The sequence below is a fragment of the Bacillus sp. AF62 genome (assembly GCF_050312695.1).
Lineage (GTDB): Bacteria > Bacillota > Bacilli > Bacillales > Bacillaceae_G > Bacillus_A > Bacillus_A cereus.
The window spans coordinates 45,801-70,500 of sequence record NZ_JBNPJZ010000069.1 but is presented as its reverse complement, the minus strand read 5'-3'; the positions used below and the strand labels follow the sequence as shown (position 1 = coordinate 70,500).

Below are 24,700 nucleotides of genomic sequence, written 5' to 3'. Positions count from 1 at the left end.
CATCTTTACAAATTAAAATTCTACTTACCATTCACGCTTTTTATTAATTTTCATTTTTTCTTTAAACGCCTTCTCTAAATCAATATTTAATTTATTTGCTAAATCACATACATTCCAAATTACATCAAACATTTCTAAACCGATTTCTCTTTTCGCATCTTGTATTGTATCACGCTTTAATATGACTTCCGCTAATTCACCTAATTCCGCCATCGTATATATCGTACGCTCTTCAATTGTTGTATCTTGAAATCCTTTTTCTTTACTGAAATTTGATACATACCTCTGAAACTCCACAATATTCATACTTAATCTCCCCTCATTACCAATACTCCATTTTTCTATTACACTTAAAACCAAAATTATATTTTGTTAAATTATAACATTCGGACTATAATTTATTTATAGCCCATTAACGGAGGTGTTTGCAATGACTCTCTTCGCTTCACCAACATTATTTATAGTAGCAATCATTTCATTTGCACTAGCTTATTTCATCGGAGTAAAGCAGTACACTTGGCTCTTATCAGGATTCAACGAACGCCGCGTGCCTGATAAAGTGAAACTATCAAAAATAGTAGGTCTTTATAATTTAATTGCTGGTGTCATTGCGACAATCGGTAGTGTCTTCACTACGCCTAATGTCACAATCGTTATTCCTATCACTCTAATTGGACACTTTATAATCGCGGCTTATGTAAATACACGCATGGTGCAGTGAAAAAGATCACCCAAATGGATGATCTTTTTTATAATTTATCAACATATTGCTTCGCTTCTAGTAAGGAAAAACCAAAAGCTTCTCTTACTCTCTTAACTGCTGTAATTTTTTTGCCTTCTTCTACAAGCTGGCGTAGTTCTTTATTAATTTCAGGTTCTCTTTCTATAATTCCCATTTCTTTCGTAATTAATTGTAATCTATCTTCAATTCTCTTTAAACGCGCATCATTTTTCTTTTCAATTGTAGTTAATTTTTCAGCGATATAAATGAAACCAACAGCTACTATCAGTATAACCATCCAGAATTCCATGAATGTTCCCCCTTACTAACTTTCATTTGCTTTATTCCACTAACTTATGTAAATTTTACCACAATACACATTTAATGTATAATATCACTATATCAAACTGTTAATAAAACCTATTATTTTAGGGGGACACTTTATGAAAAGATTTTTAAATACGTTACTTCAATTTGTAGTTCTTTCAATCGTGCTACATTTGTTATTTGATATAGTTGGTTGGCTTGTTTTCAATGCACCAATTAAAAACAAACAAATCATCATTTCTTTAATAACAATCTCATGGGTTATGTACATGTACCGAGACAAATTTTTTCAAAAGTTCACTTCAAACTAACTAAAAAAGAAAACACTTCATTGGTGAATGACGAAGTGTTTTCTTTTTTTTACTACTGTATAATAAAAATAATATTCTGTCTTTAAAGAAAGGAGTCACCATGAACTTAAAAAGTAGCAATATATACGAGAAAATGAACCAATATTCCGTTGCAGGTTTAAGCCTCGCTGTTATATGTAATGGCAAACTAGATGAAGCGACTGCCTTTGGAACACTTGAAGCTGGAACAACTAGAGCTGTTACTACAAATTCTCTCTTTAATTCTTGTTCTATCAGCAAATTCATCACTACAATGCTTGTACTAATGTTATCAGATCAAGAAATCTTGCATTTAGACGAAGACGTAAATGATAAACTCACATCTTGGAACATTCCTACTAATCTATTTACTTCACAAAAAAGCATCACTTTGAGAAACTTATTAAGCCATCAATCTGGACTCATTGATCCACCTAATAGTTTTGAACATTATACACCTGCAAAAGGCTTACCTAATATGTCTGAGCTCCTTTCCGGTAAAACACTATATTGCCCCGTACCTATAGAGGTAACTTATAAACCAGAAAGTGAATTTCACTACTCAGACGCAAACTTTTGTATAATCGAACTACTACTTGAAGATATTACAGGAAGATCATTTAGTCAGTTATTAGAAGAACACATCTTCCAGCCATTACAAATGAAAAATAGTACACTTTTTTCTCCAAAAGACATAGATAAAACCGATGTTTTTGCTTGCGGACATAATAAAGATAGAATTGTAACAAATGAGGAGTATCCATTTTATCCATTTGCAGCTGCTTCAGGTATTTGGACAACACCAACTGACTTATCAGCTTTAGTTATTGAAATCATTCATTCCTTACAAGGAAAGGGCAAACTAAAACTTTCTCAAAAATTAGTAATAGACATGATTTCTCCTCAAGGTTGCTCAAAATGGACTGGATTAGGTGTTTTTCTAGATGATTCTAATGGGAAATTACAGGTTTATTCACTCGGATGGGGCGTTGGATTTCAATGTATGATGGTTTGTTATCCATACTGCGGGAATGGTGCTGTTATTATGACTAATTCCGATTTAGGTGTTCATCAAATGGAAGGGATCATTGGTGAGGTTGTAAAAACGTTATCCTTATAATGAAAATAAAGAAGCTGTTCCTTCCAGCTTCTTTATCTATATAACATTTTTCGCAACAATTTTTATATGTTCTGGTGCGATAATCTCCGTTATACTTTCTTGGAAATCTTCCCGCAACATTTCTTCCAAATGTTCTAACTGCACTTCAACATGAGTGCATTCTAAATTATGTATATTTAACAGTGCATAATGATCTTTTTTCTTAATTACTAAATATTGATTTTCCTCTGTCACAAGTACAGAACCTAATCGGACTCCTAGTAAGCGTTGATCATCAAACTTCATAATTACTTCTCCTTCCCTCATATAAACAAAACTACAATGAAAATAATTACATTTATGGAAAAACACGCTTATTTAGACTATATCATAATTTACTAAAATAGAAATATCTTTTTCTGTTTTAATAAAAATTCCTATTTTTTCATATATTTCGATACAAAAAACTTTCTCAACATTAAATTTGAATTTTCAGTTTTTAATTCTATGAAAATCTATTATAATAAAGTTAATAAATGTTTGACCTCTCCTAATTCATGTACATATGGATGATCAGTAGTTATTGCTACTGATCTATTTTTTTGATTTCAGAAAGTACATACGCTGCATCCTTTCCTACACCACAAATAAGTGCGGAACCCCTTTGAGATTGCCAAGGTAAACCGATATAATACAATCCTTTTACTGGACTGATTCCCTTTATATGATTAGGAAATTCTTTCTCATTCACTGCCTGTTCAATTTCAATCCAATTATAATTTTGTACAAAACCAGTTGACCATATAACGCTTTCTGCACTATAAGTATCACCATTCTGAAACATAATGTTATTTCCTGATGCACTTACTACTTTTTCTTGCAGTTTGATTGCTTCATTACGAATAAGTTTCTTACCTTCAAAACCGAAAATAGGGTCCTTTCTCTTCTGAAACCATCTTCCCCTCTTTGTATTTATTTCAGCGTACAATAAACCCACTTTTTCTAGCAGATTAAAAATACTTTTTCCAAAAAGTTGTAACGGTAAAAACGTTAAAGGATGACTAATAGACACCGTAACTTCATGAGTCTTTGCCAGTTCTACTGCAATTTGCATTCCTGAATTCCCACCACCTACTACTAGTACTTTTCCCTTAGGAATTTGTGATGGTGATTTATATTGTGATGAATGTATTTGAAAAATATGTGATGATAGATTTGCTGAAACTGAGGGAATAAACGGTTGCTGAAAACCACCTGATGCGATAATAACTTTTTTCGTTTGTAAAATTTCTGTAGGAGTGTGTAATTCAAATATTTCTTTTTCTTTCTTTATCTTTAAAACTTCCGTTTGTAATTGTACCGGTAATTGAAAATGTCTTGCATATTCTTCTAAATAAGTTGCAATTTCATCTTTATATGGAAATTCATTTTTTTCACCTATTAACGTCATACCCGGCAAGCTACTGTAAGACCTTGAGGTAAAAAGCTGCAAAGAATCATATCGATTTCTCCATGAATCACCAACTCGTTTTCCTGCCTCAAGTAATAAAAAATTATACCCTTCTTGCTTCAAGTAATACCCCATTGTTAATCCAGCTTGACCCGCCCCAATAATAATTAGATCTTTCATTCTAATCCCTCCTCTTCTTAAACATATGAATACTTGTTCATATATTCATACGTTTCCATAATCATAACATTTTCTTTTTATATGATTCAATATCTACTCAAAATAAAAAAGAGCAGTTCACTGCTCTATGAACTACTCTTCATTCCATTTCTACAATTTTTCCTCGTACAGTGTAATTCTATTTGAAAACGGATCAATTACAGTTAATTCAATTGTACCCCAAGGTGTTTTTTCTATATTCGGCTTCGAATAAGCATATTCTTTACTTAATAATACAGAATGATAATCCTTTACATCATCTATTTTGATCCGAATCGCACCACCTGGTGAGGCATCACCATGATGTTCTGATAAATGTATCACAGCATCCTGTAACGAAATTTGCAAATATAATGGCATATTTTCCTCATACCGATGTTCCCAATCCAGTTTAAATCCTAAAAAACCTAAGTAAAATAGTTTTGCTTTTTCAATATCAAAAATTCTAAATATAGGTGTTATCATTTATACTCTCCTCCTATTTATAAACATCTGCTGCCAATTCTCTCAAAACATCCACGTTTACTACTTCATAGCATCCATCGTTCTTCTTTATTATCTCTTTATCACAAAAAATATTTAATGTTCGCAACAAATGCCGATAGCTCGTTCCTAACAATTCCGCTATTTCCGTTAAATTCCCACTAAATACAATTCTATTTTCATGCTGAACTGCTCGTTCCCCTGCTGCTAACATGTAACTCGCAAGTCTATTTTCAAGCGGATACAATAAATTAATTGTACTATTTTTTGAAAGTCGATTTAACTTATGTGCTAACGATCCACAAATACATCTTAAAAATTTCGCATCATGAAATAGCTGATTTCTCACTTTTCCTAATGGTAAACCAACACAATATGAATCTGCCATTACTTGTACATTTGAAGTAATCCTTTGGGAATGAATTAACTCCACATCTCCAAGTAACTGCAAACTATCATAAAAACACAGTAATACGGATTTCCCGTTACTTAATGTGTTAAACGCTTTCGCTTTTCCTTCAACAAAGAAATATAAATAATCTATCTCTTCATTTTCTCTACAAATAAACTCATTCTTTTTAAAAAATATAAGTTCCATATATGGCTTCATATCATGACTAAAAAATGAATCAATATTATTTTTCTTCATATACTCTGCTAATTTAATAGAATTACATACTTTCTTCATAGTTCCCCACCTTTACAACTCATCCCCATTGTAATCAAAATTTTCTTCTTCCACTATGACATATGTCATAACAATACACAATTTCAGCATGATACAGTCATTACAAATATGAAATACAAAGGGGATATTACATTGTATAACTTTCTTTCTGTCTTTATTGGTGTGCTCATCGCCGTTATGCTTCCATTGAATGGGATTTTATCTGAGTTAATTGGCAAGTACACAGCAAGCGTGGTCATTCACCTTGTCGGTTTAATTGCAGTTATCTTCATTTTAATCATAAACAAAAATAAAATTCGTTTCGATAAAAGTATTCCACTTTTTTTATATAGCGCTGGAGCGATTGGAGTATTCACTGTTCTTTTTAACAATATAAGTTTCTCCGTCCTTGGTGCTTCTATTACGATCGCATTAAGTTTACTCGGTCAATCTATTGCTTCCATCGTTATTGATCATTTCGGCTTATTAGGAATGAAAGTTGCAAAGTGTGAAAAGAAAAAACTAATTGGATTATGTTTCATCTCTTCTGGAATTATAATCATGACAATTTATTAATGGGGGGCAAGAAAATGTTATATATTACGATCGCTATTTTAGCTGGTGTTTCTATCGTTGTTGCTAGAATTATTAACGCGAATTTAGCAAAGGAAATTGGAAACTGGGAAGGCACGTTTTTCAATTATATTACTGGATTATTTTTCTCTATGTTATTTTTAATTTTCAGTTCAGATTCATTGTATATCCCTATTCATAAGTTGCAATCTATTCCTATCGCCGTATACTTAGGCGGATTAGTAGGCGTTATCGTTATTTCATTATCCAACTATATTACTCCTAAAATATCAGCCTTTTATTTAACATTACTCATCTTTATCGGACAATTATTTGCGGGGACTATTATTGATTTCTTCCTGACAAATGAACTCTCAATTGGTAAAGTTATCGGTGGCATTTTCGTATTAATTGGGCTCACTTACAATTTACTCATAGATCGCCCGATAAAAACTGTGAAGCATAACCAAGTTCAACTATAATACTTTACGCTTACCTATCATATATTAATAGAAAAGCTCTTCACACGAAGTAATAGAGAGGAGAAAATCCTATTAAAAAAATTATTTTATTGCTAGGTAGCGTATTAATTATTTCTGGAATTGCATGGTTTATAAACTCGGGAAAATCTATTCAAGATCTCTATACTGCAAATAAACCGAAAAAGAAAGCTACTATTATTTCAAGCTCGCGAGATCCAAATGAGCCCCCTGTTTTTTTAGGAAAACAGGAAATAAAAGATATACATGTAGAATCAATTAAAACAAAACAGGATATCTTTCTCACAAAAACAGATGAATTAAAAACGTTTATTAACAGTATGAATACCGCAAAAAAAGGTAAATTAACATTAGATGAAGAAGGATCAGACTTAATAGATTGTGATATGTGGATTACTTTCGAGGATGGAACTTATAAAAAATATTTCATATGGGTAGTTGATCATCACAGCAGCGAAGTGATGATTGCTCAGCAAGATACTCCTGATGATGTAAACCTTACGTACTATCAATTAAATGAAGATAGCTCAAAAAAGGTTTATAACTTATTCAAAAAAATTATTTAAACGAAAAAGTCATGAGCACGTAAGCTCATGACTTTTTGCATTATATATATTCAGGGAACACTTTAAATCCCTTTTCCTGTTCTATATCATGACCAAAGAAAATAATTGGCTTCTCTTTCATCACAACTTCTTTTAAACGTTTAATTGAAGATAAAGCTAATTCCGAATCAAATCCCGCGAACGGCACTTCATCTTCAAAATTTTCTTTCGTATAAGATGCATCAATCGTTAATAATACAGGACCGGATTTTTCTGTCTCAATTAATAGCGACTGATGGCCTGGAGAATGACCTGGCGTATACAATAATTGAACACCTGGTACCACTTCATAATCCCCTTCAATAATTTTATAGTTCAAATGCGGTAATATACATTCTTTCATATATTCTTCTCTATGAAGTGCTGCCTCATATTCCGTTCGTTGCACAATAATCGGTGTATTTGTAAAAGCACCGTTTCCTCCTGCATGATCAAAATGTAAGTGAGAACTAATAATATATAAAAGGTCGTCCGGCTCATAACCTACACGCTTTAATATATTCACGATTCTATCTTCTTCAGTCATTTTCGGTAAAATCTGTCCTTCAACAAATGTACCGTTAAAAAGCCCTTCATTATTAACTGCACTTTCTGGCATACCTGTATCTACTAAAATAGGCCCCTCTTCTGTCTCCAAAAGATAACACCATACAGGTAAGTTCAATAAATTCCCCGGCGCGAGTGTACTATTAACAGAAGAATGATCTAACATACAACGACCTGCTGGGATGAAATAAAGCTTCTTTACTGTCATTATGTATCCACCTTTACATTTAGTTTGGGATAAAGTAATACAATAAAAAATTCTTCTTTTTAGAAATAAACTCCTTCTAGACTATCAGTACAGCTTACATAAAAATGAAACATTAACACCGATTAACGCTGAAAACTTAAAGAAAGCACATGCACTACTTGAAAGCGGGCACACCATTGGGAAAATCGTATTAGAGAGATTTTAATCATGATAGTGACAGATAGTATGTGAAACTATATTAACGATTTTTCGAATATATCTATCATAACGTACAATATATCAACGATTTTTCAAATATATCTATCATAAATCAAATTATATCAACGATTCGTCAAGGTATATCGATTTATCGACAAATAGCAACAATAAGAAAAGGCTGTTCCAGATGAACAGCCTTTTCTTTATTTACTTGAAATCTCTTTATTATTTTGAACGTCTAACGGAGCTCGCTTTCCTATTCCAAAAGCATAGAAACTAATTGTAACGATAGCTAAAAAAATAATACCTACAACTAATGAAATACGAGTATCATCGTTAAACCACATTCCGATTAATACCATAATTAAAAAGGCAATCGTTAAATAGTTTGTTACAGGAGCAAATGGCATTTTGAACGGATGATCTTTCATCTCTGCTCCCTTTTCTTTTCTAAAATTAATTTGACTAATTAAAATGACAAACCATGGTACCATACCAGGGAGTACACTCGCGCTATATACGTATACGAATAAATTTTTCGGTGCGATGTAACTTAAAACAACACCAACCGCCAGACCGATAATTACGCCAACTGTACCGAATAAAGGTACACCATTTCCAGAAAGTTTCGTGAAATATTTCGGTGCTTGTCCATTTACACCTAACGTATAAAGCATACGACCAGCACTATAAATACCACTATTACAACCAGACATTGCTGCTGTAATAACAACAAAGTTAATAAGTCCAGCTGCTGCTGTAATACCAACCTTCGCAAAAGTTGCTACGAACGGGCTACCAATTGTACTTAATTGATCCCACGGATACACAGTTACAATAACGAAAATAGCACCGATGTAGAAAATTAAAATACGCCAAATTGTACTTTGAATCGCTCTTGTAAGTGTCTTCTTCGGATTTTTCGCTTCGCCAGCAGTAATTCCGATTAATTCCACACCTTGATACGCTCCAACTACAAGTGATAATGCAAAGAAGAATCCTGAAAAACCACCTGTAAAGAAACCGCCATTTGACCAAAGATTTGATATACCAATCGCTTCTCCGCCGTTACCAATTCCAAAGAAAATAAGTCCAAATCCCGCAATAATCATTAATAGAATCGTAACGATTTTAATCATCGCGAACCAAAATTCAAATTCACCAAATGACTTAACTGAAATTAAGTTAGCTGCACCAAGAATAACCATTGCGATTATACCTGGTATCCAAGCTGGTAAATCCGGGAACCAATATTGCATATACGCTCCAACCGCGATAATTTCTGACATCCCAACGATAACCCACTGGAACCAGTTACTCCACGCTGTCATATAACCAGCTAGCGGATGAATATACTTATGACCGAACGTCGCAAATGAGCCTGTACTTGGCTCCATATACAACATTTCTCCCATGGCACGCATGATGAAGAATATGAAAATACCTGCAATTGCATAAGCAAGCATTACTGACGGACCTGTCCATTTAATTGTGCTGGCTGACCCCATAAACAAACCAACACCAATGGTTCCACCTAAAGCAATCATTTGAATATGACGTGCTTCTAAACCTCTTTTCAATTCTTTGTTTGCCACTTCACTTCCCCCTCTTAGATGATTCATAGCCGCATTTTAACACAAGATGTTTTCCCCTAATTCCTTTCGGCTCTGAAAATGATGAAGCAAACGTCATTTTACACTAGCTTTAAAGCTATCCTAAAATCGTTTTGTGCTCCTAATAAAATTCTCAAAACCTTTCATCTTCCAATATTCTATAAATCTTAAAATTACTTACCTTATATTAATTAATTAATCTGAAAAATTCAATTATTTTTTCAATAAATTATTATACATAAGTCCGGTTAATTTTTAACTAAATTAACAATAAAATACATCTATTCAATATGATTCCGGCATGTATATTATTACAATATAAATAACAGAGGAGAGCATTTCTTCCTCGGTTTCATATGTCAAATACTTCAACCTTTATAGTTGATAACGTAATTTCCCACACATTCGATTTATATACTAATGAGAAATTTAATATATTAATAAACTACTAACTTCTTTACCCCAGCCAAAATATAAAAGAGCCTCATTTAAAAATGAGACTCTTTTACGATTTCATATTTAAACCGATTTCAAAGTTTGCTTACCAAAAATAAACACTCTAGTAAACACTGACATTACAACTACTATAGCCAGAAAATAAAGTGGCATCACCATTAATGAACCCGTATGAAGTTGGCTCATTCCCCAAATTGTCATCGTTACTACTATATAGTACCCTAAGCTAAACAACGCTCCAGCTGTACCAATGACATCTTGAAAATCTACTAACGCTAAACTTAAACAATTAGGTAACGCTACTCCAATCCCTAATAACAATATAAACATCGCTATTAAAAATACAACCATATATATTACATTCGGATTTGATTCCACAAACGTAATAACAGATAAAAGGATAGCTCCTCCTGTCATTACGAGACAACCGATATATATAATTTTCTCTGGTTTATAAGTAGCAAGTAAACGTTTCGAAACTTTCGCTCCAACAATAGAAGCAGACGCTACAACAATTCCTAGAAATCCATACATACTAGGCGATAATTGAAAGTATTCAATAAAGATAAACGGCGCTTCTGCATAATAGCTAAATAAAACACCATTTGCTCCTCCAATTAATAGCCCATATGTTACTACTTTCGGATTTGTAATTAGCCTCTTCAAGACTGAAAACACATTTATTTTATTCGTTACTGAACCCGTCTTAGTTTCGGGAAGAGAAACAAATGTATACAGAAAAATTCCGACACTCATAACTACTAAACTTAAAAATACTATTTTAAATCCAAACATTTGATCAAGAAAACCACCAATTAAAGGTCCTATCGCTGGTGTAAAAGCAATGACTGCCGAAATTTGAGCAAACATAACATGCCGCTTATGCCCTTCTACACTTTCCCGAAGAATCGTTTGTGTAACAACGGATCCTGCACTTGCTCCAAACGCTTGAATAAAACGACTTACCAATAAAACTTCAATGGAATTTGCAATAAAGCATAAGAAACTCCCAACGCCATATATTACAATTCCAAATAACATTGCTGGGCGACGGCCAATTATATCTGATAACCACCCAATAAAAAATACACCTAACGCAAATCCAGCAAAATACACACTAAGTGTTAACTGCACCTCATTATTACTTACATGTAATGCCTTTGAAATGTCTGGTAAAGACGGTGTGTAAATCGTTTCACTAATTTGCGGAAATGCGACAAGAATAATCATTAACAAAAGTGATGGTACTGAGACTTTTTTCATTTTTCATACCCTCCTATAACTTTGAAAATCTCAGAAGTAAAAAGACTTTCCTTAGCTACGGAACAGGAGGGGCCATTATAGAAATCCGGTCATAAAACAACAAAGAAAACACCTCAATTACGTATGTTAATACTTATAGGAGGGTAATATTAACATCGATTTTTAAATATACTTTTTCAATTATATTACATATTACTTTTATTTTTCTAGTATTAACGTTCAAATGTTCTTTTTATATTAGTGAACAACTAATACACGCCATAGAAGATAACTACTTGATATAACCACCTTATTATGGAATAATTAGAAATAGTTTGAATCTATAAACCTAATTATAAAATGATATACTCATATATTCCTAATGTCATAAAGCTGAACAAGTAGGAGGACTTTCGTAATGATTGAAATTTTAAGGACAGTAGTAAACTTTCTAATTTCTCTATTCTCAGGAGAATTACCATTTGTATATTATGTATGGATTATTACCCTATTCCTAATTCAAATAACCCAATCTACTCTAAACTATAAACTCTTTAACAAGAAAGACAATTTCAGCACTTATATATTGGAAGGATTACTTGCTTTTATTATTTTATTGTTTGGAGGAATATTAGTATCTAAGTTACTTGCTTACATAATAGACGATCCTACTATTAATATGACGAATTTAACACATTATTTTGTTTCTCTTATCATATTAACTATATTTGTCGTAATAACCTGTGTTAAAGACTTTATAGAGACATCTATAAAGAATAAAAATATATCTCTTTTGAGCTTTTTAGTAATTTCCTTCATAACAAGTATACTTTCATTCAAGTTTTTATCACCTTTAATTGAAGGTTCTTTTTCTCTTTCTAAATCTTTTATCACCACTTTAATCATTCTTGTAACTATATCAATCCCTCTATTAATTTCCTTAGAGGATAAGTATGCAGACGAAAAGGAAACGGAAAATTTATAGTTTCTCATTTACATAAAAGAAAGAGGGAGCTCCCCTCTTTCTTTTAAATCATCCCTTTTAATATCAATCCTAAAACTGACATTATTATCGCACTAATAATAATTCGCAAAATCCAAGTAGTGTTTGTACTTATTTTTTCTAATTGCTTATTGATTGTTGCTATATCTTTCTCATTAATAGTAGTACGCGTTTCTAAATTTCGAATGTCTCTCATCATTTCTTTTTGCTCCGCCTTGAGACTGTCAATTTTAGCGTAAACATCTTCCATATATTCACACCCTCTGTTCATCTTAATAGAAAAATCTATATATATTATGAGACAACCCTCTTACCTGTGAATACATTGCGTATATCCGCGTACCAAATTATTTGTACAATCTAATTGAATTACTCACATGTTTCCATTCTTCTATTTATAAATTAACGTTAAGATAGATTAAAATTTAAAAAGGAATCCCTTGTTTATTTAACAACAAACAAGGTGCAATCCAACATTCGGGAGCACCTACGATAATTTCTATTGTTTTCATCACCATTTTCATATTTACAACTCAATATAATCAGTATGATTTTCTGAAGAATCCACTTTTTCAGCTGCTTAATGTATACTAATATTAATACGAAATAGCTGTATTGATAAACTCTCTAGAACAATAAATATACTGGCTGAAACGGATCTATATCCGATATTTTTTCCAGTAACATGAATGGTTATTTCTGATAAATGCGTTTGTACATCATTGTTTTCAAAAATTTCATCCTCAACCTTTACAATATCTGCTTCACAATCTACTTCTTTAAAAGTTTTCAATAATTTTGTTTCCAATAAACTACAATCAAAATTCTCATCTTTTATTACGGCAAATTTAACCTTCATATCGATTTCCCCATTTTTAACAAACTAAAATCATTAAATCAATATAAATATATATTATTCTATTAAATAATTCAAAATATACGCTTCTTATATACATTATTAAAAATCAGTTCTAAAGAATTAAATGCAAAAAGAAATTAAATATACAAATCTCCTTCTTCGACCAATCAATATAAAATTCCCTTATGCCAATGATTAAATTTTTTTGATTTTAAAGCCGTAGATTCTGAGAACTTTTTGTTTTTATATTGATAAGTCATCTCTTGAATTTTGTAGCATCGGAATTAATATTATAGTGAAACAAATTAAATATTAGGCGTTCCACTGACCTTTCGTATAATTCGTCTCTTAATCATTTTGCTCATTGCACTTTTTTATTTTTCTCCCTATTTCAACTGAACTTTGTGTAATAATACATATTTCAAATACATTATTCCCTTTCACTCATACTTTTATCATTGAGTTTTTATTCACAAATTCGTAACACATACATATGAGTTATCATGCTAAAATTAGTTTATTCACAAGAAGAAGTTATTCTTAATAAATCAATAATTTTTAATACCCTGTTTAAAGCCTTGCCCCCCTGCAAGGCTTTTTCCTATTTAACTAGAGTAGTAGTTTTCGTTATGCTTCTCTCCCCCCTTGTTCCTTACCCTACAAATAATACTGCATGTTTATTTTAATTTTTCAGCATCCGTACTCGCTTTGTTCGAGAGATCTTTACCAAATATTCAATCTAATGATAAAATTGACCAAATTAATATTTTCGTCCATAACTGTATCAAAAAGTACACTAAAGAAAAATAGCACTCTCACGATTAAGTAAACGCGAGCTTTTTCTTCTATCTACTTACTATTTAAGGTTAATAGTTTAGTAACAAGATTTAAAAATTCGACTTAAATTCATTGATGAATGGAGAGGTTTATATGAAATTAAAAGACAAAGTAGCAATCATAACTGGTGGTGCAAGTGGAATTGGCGAATCTACTGTTCGTCTTTTTATCGAAGAAGGTGCAAAAGTAGTTATTGCTGACTTTTCTGAACGTGGAAAAGAACTATCAGATGAATTGAATGCACATGGTTATAATACGTTATTTATTAAAACTGATGTAACAAAAGAGGCAGATATTAAACAGCTCATTCATGAGACAGTAAGTACATACGGTAAATTAGATATTATGTATGCCAATGCCGGCGTTGCTGATGATGCACCGGCAAACGAATTATCCTATGAAAAATGGAAAAGAACTATTGATATTAATTTGTCTGGGGTATTCCTTTCTAATAAATATTCGATTGAACAATTTCTTAAACAAGGTACAGGTGGTGTCATCGTTAACGCTGGTTCGATTCATAGTTTTGTTTCATTACCTACCCCAACAGCATACTCCTCTGCAAAAGGTGGTGTGAAACTATTAACTCAAAATTTATGTACTGCCTACGCTCAATATGGAATACGTATTAATGCGGTGTGCCCTGGTTATATTGACACCCCTTTACTTGGTAGTGTTAACCCTCAACAGAAAGAATATTTAGCTTCACTTCATCCACAAGGCAGACTTGGAACACCAGAAGAAGTTGCTAAAGCTGTCTTATTTTTAGCAAGTGATGATGCTAGTTTTGTTAACGGTACAACACTTCTTGTTGATGGAGGCTATACTGCACGTTAATTTAAAAATTTTGAAGCACCCTAAGAAATATATAGTCTTCAACAAGAAAAAGCGCCATCACAAGTGACGGCGCTTTTTCTATGTAAGAGCAACTAGAAGGTATCCTTCTAGCCTACTCCCATTTATAAGTCCAAAACTGTTCAAGATGCAGCCATTTTAATGTTGCTGCATCTTTGTTTTTTATTTTTGCATGCGTGTCTTCAAGCATTGCTTCTGTTTGTGAACGGTGCGCACCTAATGCAGTTAATTTATGATCAAATACTTCACTAATGTTATTTACAACATCCGGTTCTCCTAATACTGCTTCACGATTTTTCGTAATCGCAACAGCATGAATAACTGGGCGCTCTTCTTTTGGCATACGTGATACAGCGCGAACGACAGCGCGGCCAAATGCATTATGATCTGGATGTACACCGTGCTCTGGATAAAATGTAATAATTCGAGATGGATTTACTTCTTGAATGATTGCTTCAATTTTGTCAGCAACGAAATCAACATCTTCAAATTCTAACGTTTTATCATGGAAGCCAAGCATTCTTAAATCTTTAATGCCCATCGCTTCACAAGCATCTTTCAATTCTTTCTTACGGATATGTGGAATCGTTTCACGGTTAGCGAATACGTTCTTACCCATGTTACGTCCCATTTGTCCTAGAGTACCACATGCATATGTTACAGGTACTCCTTGATCTGTTAATAAGCGAATTGTTCCTCCCGCAGCATATGCTTCATCATCTGGATGCGGAAATACAACAAGTACATGTCTCTCCATAAGTTTCCCTCCTTCTTACTTAAATGGTGTTAAGCTTAACTCAAGTGCAACTGCTAGACGACCTAAATTATCATGTCCAGCTAATAATAAACGCTCTTGATCGTCTACTTCCCAGTGCGTAATACCTTCAGCATATACCCAACCGTGATCCATTTTCAGACCAACTCGGTATGGATTTGTTCCAGTTATCTTCCCGCGTTCAAAACGGATAATTGCATTTCGAATGAAAGCACCAACTGTCATCATCTTTTCATTTATGTGTGATGCATACGCTCCGTTTGTCGTTTCTAAATGAATATATACATCTTTATTTACAAAACGTTCAATTTCATTTTGAATAAGAGAACTATCTTTTACTATTTCCATCGGAATTCACCTCTTTAAACCATTTTACGCAAAAATAATGTAAATTGCTATCTCTATATTAGAGGACAACGCTCACTTTTCCTAATAATTTGCACTGTGTTTTTTATATTTTTTATATGATATGTAAAAAATACATTTTTTCCTTCACTTTGTTAAATAGTTTTCTTTCTTTTTTGAATTTGCTACAATATATTTTATCCCGCATTATTGCAGCGAGATACATTTCGACAATTGAATACATAATTTAAAGAAGGTGACATGATTGGAACAATCAGCACATGAAGTAGCAAATTGGCAATATTATTTTGCAATTGCCGTATTTTTAATCACGTACGGATTTATTATTTCTGAGAAATTGAATCGTGCTGTAATCGCACTATTCGGTGCTGCTATTATGATTATTTTTGGAGTTGTAGATTTACATACTGCTTTCACATCACATATTCAATGGGAAACGATTACCCTTTTAATTGGGATGATGATTCTCGTACATATTACGAGTCAATCAGGCGTCTTTGAATTTGTGGCCATTAAAGCGGCAAAAGCAGCTGGCGGAAAACCGATTCGCATTTTATTATTACTATCCCTATTAACTGCTGTCGGATCAGCATTTTTGGACAATGTAACGACTGTTTTATTAATCGTTCCTGTTACATTATCCATTACACGTATTTTAAAAGTAAATCCTGTTCCTTATTTGATTTCAGAAGTGCTGTTTTCAAATATAGGCGGAACAGCAACATTAATCGGTGATCCACCTAATATTATGATTGGATCAGCAAACAAGCATTTAGACTTTAACGCCTTTTTACTTAACTTAGCTCCAATCGTAATTATTATTTCTATCGTGACACTTGGCATTATTTACTTCATGTATCGTAACAAACTAAAAACAACACCTGAACAAATCGAAAAACTAATGGCATTAAACGAAAAAGATTACATTAAAAATCAAAGCCTCCTTTTAAAATCTATTTCGATTTTAGGACTAACTATTTTAGGCTTCGTACTTCATTCGATTATTCATGTAGACGCTGCTGTTATCGCGATGACAGGCGCTACACTTCTTATGTTAATCGGCGTGAAAGAACATGATATTGAAGATGTATTTGCCCACGTTGAATGGGTAACCATTTTCTTCTTCGCCGGACTATTTGTTCTCGTTGGCGGGTTAATTGATATCGGACTTATCTCTTCACTTGCAAAAGAAGTAATCGGCGTAACAAACGGTGACATCGGATTCGCAGCTATACTTATTTTATGGGTATCTGGCATCGCATCTGCGACAATCGACAACATCCCATTTGTCGCTACGATGATTCCTCTTATTCAAGACTTAGCTACAGGACTCGGACTATCTGTCGATTCTCCGCAAATCGAAGTACTATGGTGGGCGTTATCTCTTGGAGCTTGCTTAGGAGGAAATGGAACGCTAATCGGAGCATCTGCAAACGTAGTCGTTGCTGGTATTGCAAAACGTGAAGGACATGCTTTCTCTTATATGGACTTCTTAAAAATTGGTTTACCATTAACTATTGTTGCACTCTTGTTATCACATGCTTATATATATTTACGTTATTTAATGTAAAAGTTGTATTGCATGAAATTATATCGTCAAATCCAAAAGGTTTGCAGCACGATGCTGCAAACCTTTTTTCATCACCAAAATATACCGATAATTGCTAACCCACCTAAAATCATACCACCAATTTGTCCGACAATTGTTGGTGATAATTGAACACCTTTTCTCACTTCAACAACTGGTCTTTCGTGCCTTAGTTGCTGCACTTCGCTTTGCAGTTGATGTACACTTCCGTGTAACTCTTTAATTAGTTCCTTTAATTCAGCGACCTCTTCATTTACTGGTTTTGCTTTTTCTAAATTCATTTTACATAACTCCTTATAAATTCAATCAGTTCACTGTAAATTTTCGCCAATTATCATTATATCTCCTGCATACTACATATATAATATTGAATGTATTCGCTAATCTTGCAACCCTATCCATTCATCCCGCAATATCCCCATAATGATACGATCAAAACACTTCCCATCTCTTTGAACCGCTTCTCTCATACACCCTTCCATCTGAAAACCTATCTTTTTATACAACGCAATGGCTGCTTTATTATAAGAAATCACATCCAGACCGACGCGGTGTAAATTCAATTCATAGAAAGCATATTTTAAGATAAGATGGATTGCTTCTCTTCCATATCCCTTTCCTCTATCATTTGCATCTCCTATACCAATGGCTAATAAACCCGTTCTGTTATTCCACTCTATGCCATGAATTGCAACAAAACCAATTAAGCGATCATCTTGAACTGTCCTTAACATGAAAGAAACACTATTCGATCTCCGTCCCTTTAATAGCCCATCACTTGCTATTTCTTGTATCGATTGCGGGAATGCTACATCTGTATCTACATTCCTTAAATACTCACTATCTTCTTGCCACATAGCCATTACTTCAGCATCTGCTTCTCTAATAGCTGATAATTTAATCTTTTTATTTTGAAAAAGATTCATTGTCATTTCAAACTCCCCCTTTTTTAATAACAGGGATAATTATTAGCCTATTTATCCCCTTATTCTATAAACTGCTTTATACACGGGATACTTACAATAAGCGCTGACATTGGCACATCTCCTCTACACGAAATTAACTTCATTGTATAATTTTTCGTTTATTCTAACAATAATAAAAAGCCCTCCAAATTTAGAGGGCCTTTCCTAATAGCGAAACTATATTATTTCGTAAACATTTTCTCCGCTTCATCCATTGCCATTTTGTTACCTAAAGCAGAATAGTCAAGCCATGGTTGGTCATTAATAATGTATACGTGCTTACCTTTAACAGCTTTTAAGTCTTTCCAAATTGGTGTTTCTTGAAGTTGTTTAAATGCAGCTTTCGCTTTATCATCTCTGTTAACGACAACGAAAATAGCATCTGCATCAAAGTCAGGTAATACTTCTTGTGAAATGACTTCGAAAGGACGGTTTCCATCAATTTTCTCTACACCATTTGCAGGTTGTAATCCTAAGTCTTGGAATAAAATTGGTCCCATCGGTCTTTTTGTACTAAATACACGTAATTCTTTTGCAGTAACGCGAATTGCCATTACTTTTTCGTTATTACCTAGCTCTTTATCTATTAAACTTTTTACTCGTTTTGATTGCTCTTCGTAATCTTGAATATATTTATCTGCTTCTTTCTCACGGTTTACAAGTTTACCAACTTGTTTTAAATGATCTCTCCACGTACCTTCATCTAAATTGAAAGAATGTGTTTTTGCAATTTTTTCGTATTTCGCTACATCTTTACCAGCATATTTTTCATCAACATAAATGTCCGTTGGCTTTAATTGAAGTAACGCTTCCATATTCGGATCTGTTACAACACCAAGCTTCTTCGTATCTTTCAACTTCTCTTTAGCGTGCGGTAAGAAATCTTTTAAATCTCCACCAATAACAGAACCTACTGGTGTAATTCCTAATGCAAGTAAATTATTTGTTAAATGAATGGACATAGAGGCGATTTTTGGATCATTACTTTTTTCCGTTTTTTTCGTTGCCTCTTCATTAGCTTTCGTTTGACCACATGCTGCTAATACTAAAATACACATCATGCTAAATAAAATAGTAAGTTTCTTTTTCATATGTTCTCCTCTTTGAAGTATTTATTTTGTTTTTGTAAGTAAATAAAGAAAATACGGTGCTCCTAAAGCTGCCACTACTACACCAGCTGGAATGGAGTTTGGCTCAAATATAGAACGACCTATCGTATCTGCTAGCACTAAAATAATCATTCCGATAATGCCAGCTAAAGGAAGAAAGTGTTGATATGTAGTACCTACTAACTTCCTTGCGATATGCGGAGCAACTAAACCGATAAAACCAATCCCTCCTGCCATCGATACACTTGCGCAAGATAATCCAACCGCTGTAGCTAAAAGTAATAACCGTTCTTTTTGAACAGAAACACCAAGTCCTGCCGCTACACTATCACCTAGTGACAATGCATTTAACGTTTTAGATTTTAGCCACGCATAAGGGGTTAGTATGAAAATCCAAGGTAATAATGCAAGGACATGAATCCAATCCCTTCCCCACACGTTACCAACTAGCCATCTAGAAGCGAATGTATACGTCTCATCATTTAACTTGAGAGAGAAAAATAACGAAATTGCACTAAAACCAGCTGAAACTGCAATACCAACGAGAATAAGTCTAATGGGAAGTAAACCTTTTGACCGATCACTCGCAAGTAAAATAATAAGAAATGCAGCTAATACTCCTCCGCTAAATGTAAATAACGGTATTAAAATGGATGCACTTTCATTAATAGAATGAAAGAATGTAACGAATATAATTAGCCCGAAAGATGCACCTGAATGCAGTCCAAGAATACCAGGGTCTGCAAGTGCATTACGGGATAATCCTTGCAAAATCGCACCGGAAATCCCAAGGCCAATACCAGCTAACATTGTGATTATAATTCTTGGCATACGATAATCATATAGCACGGTTGCGCTCTCAAAATCACCATAACCAAAAAGTGTTTGAATTACTTTAAGTGGCTCTATACTCAGTGTCCCTGTATTTAGACTGATTAAAATTACAGCGATACTTACACATCCGAATATTGTAGTTACAGTAATAGCTCTCTTTTTATCCGTGTTAAAAAGATCTTTCACTTATAACTCCCTCCCAACTTTACGTGCTATATAGAGGAAGAACGGAACTCCAACAAGAGCTACCATAATCCCTATCGCAAGTTCCTTAGGAGGATTTACTGTTCTAGCTCCTAGGTCAGCTACAACTAATAACATAGCTCCTAATAATGCTGACATAGGAATAATGAGTCTATAATTCACACCAACTAATTTTCTAGCAATGTGCGGGATAACTAGTCCTACAAATCCAATAGAACCAACAGCTGAAACAGAAACACCTGCTAGAATAACTACTATAATCATCCCTAGTATTCTCGTTCGGTTCGTTTTCACTCCTAAATTTGTAGCAACATCATCCCCCATTGATATGAGTGAAATAGATTTCCCTAACACTATTGCAAAAATAATCGTTATAAGAATAATAGGGACTAAAAATTTCAAGTGTTCCCACTTAACCCCTGCAACACCACCAGCATACCAAAACGCTAAATCTTGGCTTAAATCATAATAAATCGCAACACCTGAACTTAATGAATGTAAAAGCGCTGCCATAACAGCTCCAGCAATCGTTAACCTCATTGGTGTTAACCCACCTGATGTTGCTGATCCAATAACAAAAATAAGTACTGTACTTAAGACTGCTCCAATAAAGGAAACAATCATTAAATAGGAATACGGCATATGCGGAAAAAAAGCAAAACTAAGTGCTACTACAAACATCGCACCTGCATTTATTCCGAGTACACCTGCATCAGCTAAAGGATTTCGTGTTACACCTTGCATAACAGCACCAGCGACCGCAAAAGCTGCCCCTACAACTGCTGCTCCAATTACTCTCGGGAGCCTTAATTCATAAATAATTTGGTGCTGCGTTAATTTCGGATTGTAATCCAAAACCGCTGTCCACACCGTTTGTAAATGAATATCCTTTGCACCAAATGAAATGGCTAAAAATATAGATCCAATTAAACATAAAATTGTTAAGCTCATGAAACATATGAACTTAATATGTATCCAGCGGTTATTACCAGCATGTACAGTAGACTTATGTAACATGTTTCATTTCATCCTTTATATTCAGTTGTTTTTTGTAATTATTTTTTATTTATAATTATTATTGATAATAATTATCATTTTCATTTAGATATTATATCCCCACTTTTTTTAAATAGCAAACTATTTTTTCACTTTTCTACAATATTAAAATACTCATTACAATTCCCTTCTAAAACTTACAAATACATGCAAAATAGACTACTGGATTATTTTATAAATTGTAGTATACTTATTGATTATTTTGATTTTTCAAATAAAAATATCGAAGGTGACACAATGTTCTATATAAAACAACTACTACATTTCACTTACGAACAAGCATTATCTTGCTTATTCCCAGTCATTATTTTCTTAACACTAGCCCTTTCAAAAATTGTTTCAATCCCAGGGTTATACCGCTATGATTTCATACTCATCGTATGCCTTCTTATGCAGTGGATTATGTACAAGACTGGTCTTGAAACAAAAGACGAACTAAAAGTAATTACCATCTTCCACCTCATCGGCCTTTTACTAGAAATATATAAAGTACATTTCGGTTCATGGAGTTATCCCGAAGAGGCATATTCGAAGGTTTTTGGAGTTCCGCTTTACAGCGGTTTTATGTATGCGAGTGTCGCGAGTTACATATGTCAAGCGTGGAGAAGGTTGCATTTAAAAATGCATCATTGGCCGAAAGCTATTTTTGCCGTGCCGTTAGGAGCTATGATTTACTTCAATTTTTTCACACACCACTTTACATACGATTTTAGATGGATATTAACTTTACTACTATTCATTGTTTTCTCTCGCACATTTGTACAATTTTCATTACAAGGCGTTACATATAAAATGCCACTCGTTCTCTCCTTTTTCCTTATCGGATTTTTCATTTGGATTGCAGAGAACATCGCAACATTTTTCGGAGCATGGCAATATCCAAATCAACGGGAAGCATGGAGTCTCGTTCACTTAAGCAAAATTAGTTCATGGTTTTTACTCGTTGTTATTAGCATTATGATTGTCACGCAGCTCAAACATTTGAAGGAATCAAAAAGATAATGCTGATTATGTAAAAACAGTTAGCCCATCACTCATTAGAGAGTGATGGGCTTTTTTTAGTAATATTTTTTAAACCGACCTTATTAAAGGAGTTATACTTTACAAGAGCATAAGCAGTTGCACATTATGAACTACTACTAGCTGAAGATGTTGCTACAGATGAAGCGGCAATCGTTGCCATCATGGCTGCCTGTTGTGCTTGTATGAGGACTTCTATCATTGTTTGTAAACCTGTGTTAGTAGCTTTACTTTCCTCACCTTTCTGACTTACGAACAGTTGAATAGCAATAAGAATAGTTGTATCTGTATGCCAACGGAACAATTTATCCCCCTGCAATTTTTCAATAAATGCTCGAATAGAATGAATCTCTTTTTCTCCGTCCTCGAGTAACGCTAGTAGCCCGATAGCTGGGTAATGCATCTGTTTTACTTTTACCTTTTCTTGCTTTAACAAACTCCATATATTTGTACATTTTGCAACTAATAGTTCTTCCCTGACATCCTTCTTTAGTGAAAGAATATGACTCAAAAATTGAAGATCATTCCCTTTACGCAAACCAGCTGTCGCTAGTTTCTGATAAAGACGTTCCACTCGGTCCATAAGTGTTTCTACATGCTCTGATTGTCCTGCTAATAAAACTGCGAGCGGATAATCATTTGTACTTGTAAGAATGAGGTGATCCTTTTTCATGCGTTTATATACTTGCATCGAACGCTGAATATGTGTGCCATGCTGTTCATTTTCTTCTGTTAAAAGCACAGCTGCTGCGAGATAAGTAAATATACTCCGGCTAAAGCCACCAGTGACCAATTGTTCATATAAATCTAAAAACGTCCGAAAAGCTTCCTTGTAATCTGTAAAGTGAATATCTAATGTTGCGGCCACTACAAAACGATGATAAGACTTTAAGTATGAAAACATCCCTACCTGATTCTTAATATAACTACTAATTTCTAAAAAATGTCCGAGATCAAACAATTTATCACTACCTGCATACATAGCAGCAATCATCATTCCTGTTCGAGAATCACTCGTTTTCCATTTTAGTTCTCCCTTTAACTGTACATATGTATGTTTATATTGCTCCAATTTTTGCTCTAATGTAATCATAGTATTCACCCCTATTTCTAGTTCTTCTCTATCATTATACGTATATTCCATATTTAGGAATACTATAATTAATAATCACACCATAAAAATTATACCATTCTCTTATTCTTCTTCATCAGCATCAGCATCAGCATCAGCATCAGCATCACGATGATAATCCCTAATCCTTCAAGAAGTTATACAAAAAAGGCAGATAATAATTTATCTACCTTTTTTGTATATATTATTTAACATTACACCTGTATTGCTTGTTATATGCAATTAAGACTAAAGAGCTTTAATAATACGTTCCATCGCTTTCATTTGCCCAATATGATCAGCTTCATGATAAAGCATCATACCGTAAAGCTCCCCTACTGTTTCCAATCCTAGGAATGGCTCTGGCAGTTTATTTTCAAATGCTTCTGCTGGAATTTCGTTAATACGTTTTGCTTGTTCTTTTAATTGAGCCGTTAACACTTCTAACGATGGTCCTTCTGTTTTCCATTTAGATGGTCGTGATCCATACCCAAACATACCTGGATATTCAGTTGGTAATTGTTTAAATTCTTTTCCAAACATGAAAACTTCTGCTGCTGTTAACACGTGTCCAATATGCCAACGAATTGTATTGTTAAAACCCTCTGGCTGCGTATCCGCAGTTTTATCATCTAACGTTTTCATAAATTTAAGTAACGCCCCGCGCGTTATTTCAAATTGTTTTAAACCCACTAGTCTATTCATGTTATCGTTTCCCTTCTTGATGTACAATTTATTATGAACTAAGAATGTTCAACTTATTAAAGTTTCACCTTGTTTAATCTATCAGAAACAAATAAGAAATACATCTAATATGCTTATTAAAAATAATAAAAAGGTTCACTCCTCGTAAATATAGAATTACTTACTATGTAAATAAAA

The 24,700-nt window shown here is 33.5% G+C and carries 30 protein-coding genes; 10 read left to right on the top strand and 20 right to left on the bottom strand.

Features of this window, described 5'->3' with window-relative positions; all coding sequences use genetic code 11:
* Positions 1-24 precede the first annotated feature (24 nt).
* The gene (locus tag ACQRBL_RS16650; protein ID WP_001028132.1) at positions 25-306 is read right to left on the bottom strand and encodes a MazG nucleotide pyrophosphohydrolase domain-containing protein; all 282 of its coding nucleotides are present in this window, start codon (positions 304-306) and stop codon (positions 25-27) included.
* Between the two features lie 124 nt (positions 307-430).
* On the opposite strand from ACQRBL_RS16650, the gene ACQRBL_RS16645 reads away from it, so the two are divergent.
* Positions 431-721 carry a DUF3784 domain-containing protein gene (locus ACQRBL_RS16645; RefSeq protein ID WP_000171773.1) on the top strand — a complete coding sequence of 97 codons (291 nt, stop codon included), beginning with the start codon at positions 431-433 and terminating at the stop codon, positions 719-721.
* A 28-nt stretch (positions 722-749) separates the two neighbouring features.
* Here ACQRBL_RS16645 and ACQRBL_RS16640 read toward each other — a convergent pair whose 3' ends face one another.
* Positions 750-1,031 carry a hypothetical protein gene (locus tag ACQRBL_RS16640; protein ID WP_000397724.1) on the bottom strand — a complete coding sequence of 94 codons (282 nt, stop codon included), beginning with the start codon at positions 1,029-1,031 and terminating at the stop codon, positions 750-752.
* 133 nt (positions 1,032-1,164) lie between these two features.
* Here ACQRBL_RS16640 and ACQRBL_RS16635 point away from each other — a divergent pair, with 133 nt between their 5' ends.
* Both ACQRBL_RS16635 and ACQRBL_RS16630 read left to right on the top strand, forming a co-directional pair.
* Positions 1,165-1,359, top strand: a complete 195-nt coding sequence (locus tag ACQRBL_RS16635; protein WP_000819660.1) for a hypothetical protein — start codon at positions 1,165-1,167, stop codon at positions 1,357-1,359.
* 100 nt (positions 1,360-1,459) lie between these two features.
* Complete coding sequence (locus ACQRBL_RS16630) at positions 1,460-2,497, top strand: serine hydrolase domain-containing protein (RefSeq protein WP_109737412.1); 1,038 nt, start codon at positions 1,460-1,462, stop codon at positions 2,495-2,497.
* Between the two features lie 36 nt (positions 2,498-2,533).
* On the opposite strand, the gene ACQRBL_RS16625 is transcribed toward ACQRBL_RS16630, so the two are convergent.
* The 4 genes from ACQRBL_RS16625 to yeiL form a co-directional block, all read right to left on the bottom strand.
* The gene (locus ACQRBL_RS16625; protein WP_000666948.1) at positions 2,534-2,782 is read right to left on the bottom strand and encodes a hypothetical protein; all 249 of its coding nucleotides are present in this window, start codon (positions 2,780-2,782) and stop codon (positions 2,534-2,536) included.
* A 280-nt stretch (positions 2,783-3,062) separates the two neighbouring features.
* On the bottom strand, positions 3,063-4,106 hold the full coding sequence (locus ACQRBL_RS16620; RefSeq protein ID WP_411995885.1) for a flavin-containing monooxygenase: 1,044 nt from the start codon (positions 4,104-4,106) through the stop codon (positions 3,063-3,065).
* 150 nt (positions 4,107-4,256) lie between these two features.
* Entirely contained in the window at positions 4,257-4,610 is a 354-nt protein-coding gene (locus ACQRBL_RS16615; RefSeq protein ID WP_000632403.1) for a glyoxalase superfamily protein, read from the bottom strand.
* Positions 4,611-4,623: 13 nt separating this feature from the next.
* Positions 4,624-5,316: a transcriptional regulator YeiL gene (gene yeiL / locus ACQRBL_RS16610; RefSeq protein ID WP_000754830.1), complete on the bottom strand. Its 693-nt coding sequence runs from the start codon at positions 5,314-5,316 to the stop codon at positions 4,624-4,626.
* Positions 5,317-5,424: 108 nt separating this feature from the next.
* Here yeiL and ACQRBL_RS16605 point away from each other — a divergent pair, with 108 nt between their 5' ends.
* The 3 genes from ACQRBL_RS16605 to ACQRBL_RS16595 all read left to right on the top strand — a co-directional run bounded on the left by ACQRBL_RS16605 (position 5,425) and on the right by ACQRBL_RS16595 (position 6,934).
* Positions 5,425-5,871, top strand: a complete 447-nt coding sequence (locus ACQRBL_RS16605) for a DMT family transporter (RefSeq protein ID WP_043924688.1) — start codon at positions 5,425-5,427, stop codon at positions 5,869-5,871.
* A 14-nt stretch (positions 5,872-5,885) separates the two neighbouring features.
* Positions 5,886-6,350: a DMT family transporter gene (locus tag ACQRBL_RS16600; RefSeq protein ID WP_000965811.1), complete on the top strand. Its 465-nt coding sequence runs from the start codon at positions 5,886-5,888 to the stop codon at positions 6,348-6,350.
* A gap of 89 nt (positions 6,351-6,439) precedes the next feature.
* The gene (locus ACQRBL_RS16595) at positions 6,440-6,934 is read left to right on the top strand and encodes a hypothetical protein (protein ID WP_000901701.1); all 495 of its coding nucleotides are present in this window, start codon (positions 6,440-6,442) and stop codon (positions 6,932-6,934) included.
* Between the two features lie 40 nt (positions 6,935-6,974).
* Here the strand turns inward: ACQRBL_RS16595 and aiiA are convergent, their stop codons facing one another.
* The 3 genes from aiiA to ACQRBL_RS16580 all read right to left on the bottom strand — a co-directional run bounded on the left by aiiA (position 6,975) and on the right by ACQRBL_RS16580 (position 11,257).
* Complete coding sequence (aiiA, locus tag ACQRBL_RS16590; RefSeq protein WP_023522604.1) at positions 6,975-7,727, bottom strand: quorum-quenching N-acyl homoserine lactonase AiiA; 753 nt, start codon at positions 7,725-7,727, stop codon at positions 6,975-6,977.
* Between the two features lie 401 nt (positions 7,728-8,128).
* Positions 8,129-9,520, bottom strand: a complete 1,392-nt coding sequence (locus ACQRBL_RS16585) for an amino acid permease (protein ID WP_001284410.1) — start codon at positions 9,518-9,520, stop codon at positions 8,129-8,131.
* A gap of 537 nt (positions 9,521-10,057) precedes the next feature.
* Positions 10,058-11,257 carry a multidrug effflux MFS transporter gene (locus ACQRBL_RS16580; protein WP_097920422.1) on the bottom strand — a complete coding sequence of 400 codons (1,200 nt, stop codon included), beginning with the start codon at positions 11,255-11,257 and terminating at the stop codon, positions 10,058-10,060.
* 397 nt (positions 11,258-11,654) lie between these two features.
* Here ACQRBL_RS16580 and ACQRBL_RS16575 point away from each other — a divergent pair, with 397 nt between their 5' ends.
* The gene (locus tag ACQRBL_RS16575; RefSeq protein WP_065484590.1) at positions 11,655-12,221 is read left to right on the top strand and encodes a DUF5823 family protein; all 567 of its coding nucleotides are present in this window, start codon (positions 11,655-11,657) and stop codon (positions 12,219-12,221) included.
* Positions 12,222-12,264: 43 nt separating this feature from the next.
* On the opposite strand, the gene ACQRBL_RS16570 is transcribed toward ACQRBL_RS16575, so the two are convergent.
* Together ACQRBL_RS16570 and ACQRBL_RS16565 are read right to left on the bottom strand one after the other, a co-directional pair.
* The gene (locus ACQRBL_RS16570) at positions 12,265-12,489 is read right to left on the bottom strand and encodes a hemolysin XhlA family protein (protein WP_000390469.1); all 225 of its coding nucleotides are present in this window, start codon (positions 12,487-12,489) and stop codon (positions 12,265-12,267) included.
* A gap of 330 nt (positions 12,490-12,819) precedes the next feature.
* A complete protein-coding gene (locus ACQRBL_RS16565) occupies positions 12,820-13,098 on the bottom strand; it encodes a hypothetical protein (RefSeq protein WP_000865006.1) in 279 nt (92 codons plus the stop codon).
* Between the two features lie 930 nt (positions 13,099-14,028).
* Here ACQRBL_RS16565 and ACQRBL_RS16560 point away from each other — a divergent pair.
* The gene (locus ACQRBL_RS16560) at positions 14,029-14,772 is read left to right on the top strand and encodes an SDR family NAD(P)-dependent oxidoreductase (RefSeq protein ID WP_023522607.1); all 744 of its coding nucleotides are present in this window, start codon (positions 14,029-14,031) and stop codon (positions 14,770-14,772) included.
* Between the two features lie 112 nt (positions 14,773-14,884).
* Here ACQRBL_RS16560 and bshB2 read toward each other — a convergent pair whose 3' ends face one another.
* Positions 14,885-15,547 (bottom strand): bacillithiol biosynthesis deacetylase BshB2, encoded by a 663-nt coding sequence (bshB2, locus tag ACQRBL_RS16555; protein WP_097995140.1) that lies wholly within the window; start codon positions 15,545-15,547, stop codon positions 14,885-14,887.
* 15 nt (positions 15,548-15,562) lie between these two features.
* Positions 15,563-15,913, bottom strand: coding sequence for a YojF family protein (locus ACQRBL_RS16550; protein ID WP_000407045.1), 351 nt, complete (start codon positions 15,911-15,913; stop codon positions 15,563-15,565).
* Between the two features lie 262 nt (positions 15,914-16,175).
* Here ACQRBL_RS16550 and ACQRBL_RS16545 point away from each other — a divergent pair, with 262 nt between their 5' ends.
* The gene (locus ACQRBL_RS16545; protein ID WP_023522608.1) at positions 16,176-17,501 is read left to right on the top strand and encodes an ArsB/NhaD family transporter; all 1,326 of its coding nucleotides are present in this window, start codon (positions 16,176-16,178) and stop codon (positions 17,499-17,501) included.
* A 71-nt stretch (positions 17,502-17,572) separates the two neighbouring features.
* Here ACQRBL_RS16545 and ACQRBL_RS16540 read toward each other — a convergent pair whose 3' ends face one another.
* The 5 genes from ACQRBL_RS16540 to ACQRBL_RS16520 all read right to left on the bottom strand — a co-directional run bounded on the left by ACQRBL_RS16540 (position 17,573) and on the right by ACQRBL_RS16520 (position 21,648).
* Positions 17,573-17,800, bottom strand: a complete 228-nt coding sequence (locus ACQRBL_RS16540) for a hypothetical protein (RefSeq protein WP_001047304.1) — start codon at positions 17,798-17,800, stop codon at positions 17,573-17,575.
* Positions 17,801-17,899: 99 nt separating this feature from the next.
* Complete coding sequence (locus ACQRBL_RS16535) at positions 17,900-18,451, bottom strand: GNAT family N-acetyltransferase (RefSeq protein ID WP_023522610.1); 552 nt, start codon at positions 18,449-18,451, stop codon at positions 17,900-17,902.
* A gap of 215 nt (positions 18,452-18,666) precedes the next feature.
* A complete protein-coding gene (locus ACQRBL_RS16530; RefSeq protein ID WP_078994395.1) occupies positions 18,667-19,575 on the bottom strand; it encodes an iron-hydroxamate ABC transporter substrate-binding protein in 909 nt (302 codons plus the stop codon).
* Between the two features lie 21 nt (positions 19,576-19,596).
* Positions 19,597-20,613: a FecCD family ABC transporter permease gene (locus ACQRBL_RS16525; RefSeq protein WP_411995884.1), complete on the bottom strand. Its 1,017-nt coding sequence runs from the start codon at positions 20,611-20,613 to the stop codon at positions 19,597-19,599.
* Positions 20,614-21,648 (bottom strand): FecCD family ABC transporter permease, encoded by a 1,035-nt coding sequence (locus ACQRBL_RS16520; protein WP_065484599.1) that lies wholly within the window; start codon positions 21,646-21,648, stop codon positions 20,614-20,616. It lies immediately after the preceding gene.
* A gap of 276 nt (positions 21,649-21,924) precedes the next feature.
* On the opposite strand from ACQRBL_RS16520, the gene ACQRBL_RS16515 reads away from it, so the two are divergent.
* Positions 21,925-22,689: a DUF817 domain-containing protein gene (locus ACQRBL_RS16515; protein WP_000499377.1), complete on the top strand. Its 765-nt coding sequence runs from the start codon at positions 21,925-21,927 to the stop codon at positions 22,687-22,689.
* Between the two features lie 124 nt (positions 22,690-22,813).
* On the opposite strand, the gene ACQRBL_RS16510 is transcribed toward ACQRBL_RS16515, so the two are convergent.
* Both ACQRBL_RS16510 and ACQRBL_RS16505 read right to left on the bottom strand, forming a co-directional pair.
* Positions 22,814-23,851: a DUF4003 domain-containing protein gene (locus ACQRBL_RS16510; protein ID WP_411995883.1), complete on the bottom strand. Its 1,038-nt coding sequence runs from the start codon at positions 23,849-23,851 to the stop codon at positions 22,814-22,816.
* A 216-nt stretch (positions 23,852-24,067) separates the two neighbouring features.
* The gene (locus ACQRBL_RS16505; RefSeq protein WP_078994398.1) at positions 24,068-24,523 is read right to left on the bottom strand and encodes a DinB family protein; all 456 of its coding nucleotides are present in this window, start codon (positions 24,521-24,523) and stop codon (positions 24,068-24,070) included.
* Between the last annotated feature and the right edge of the window lie 177 nt (positions 24,524-24,700).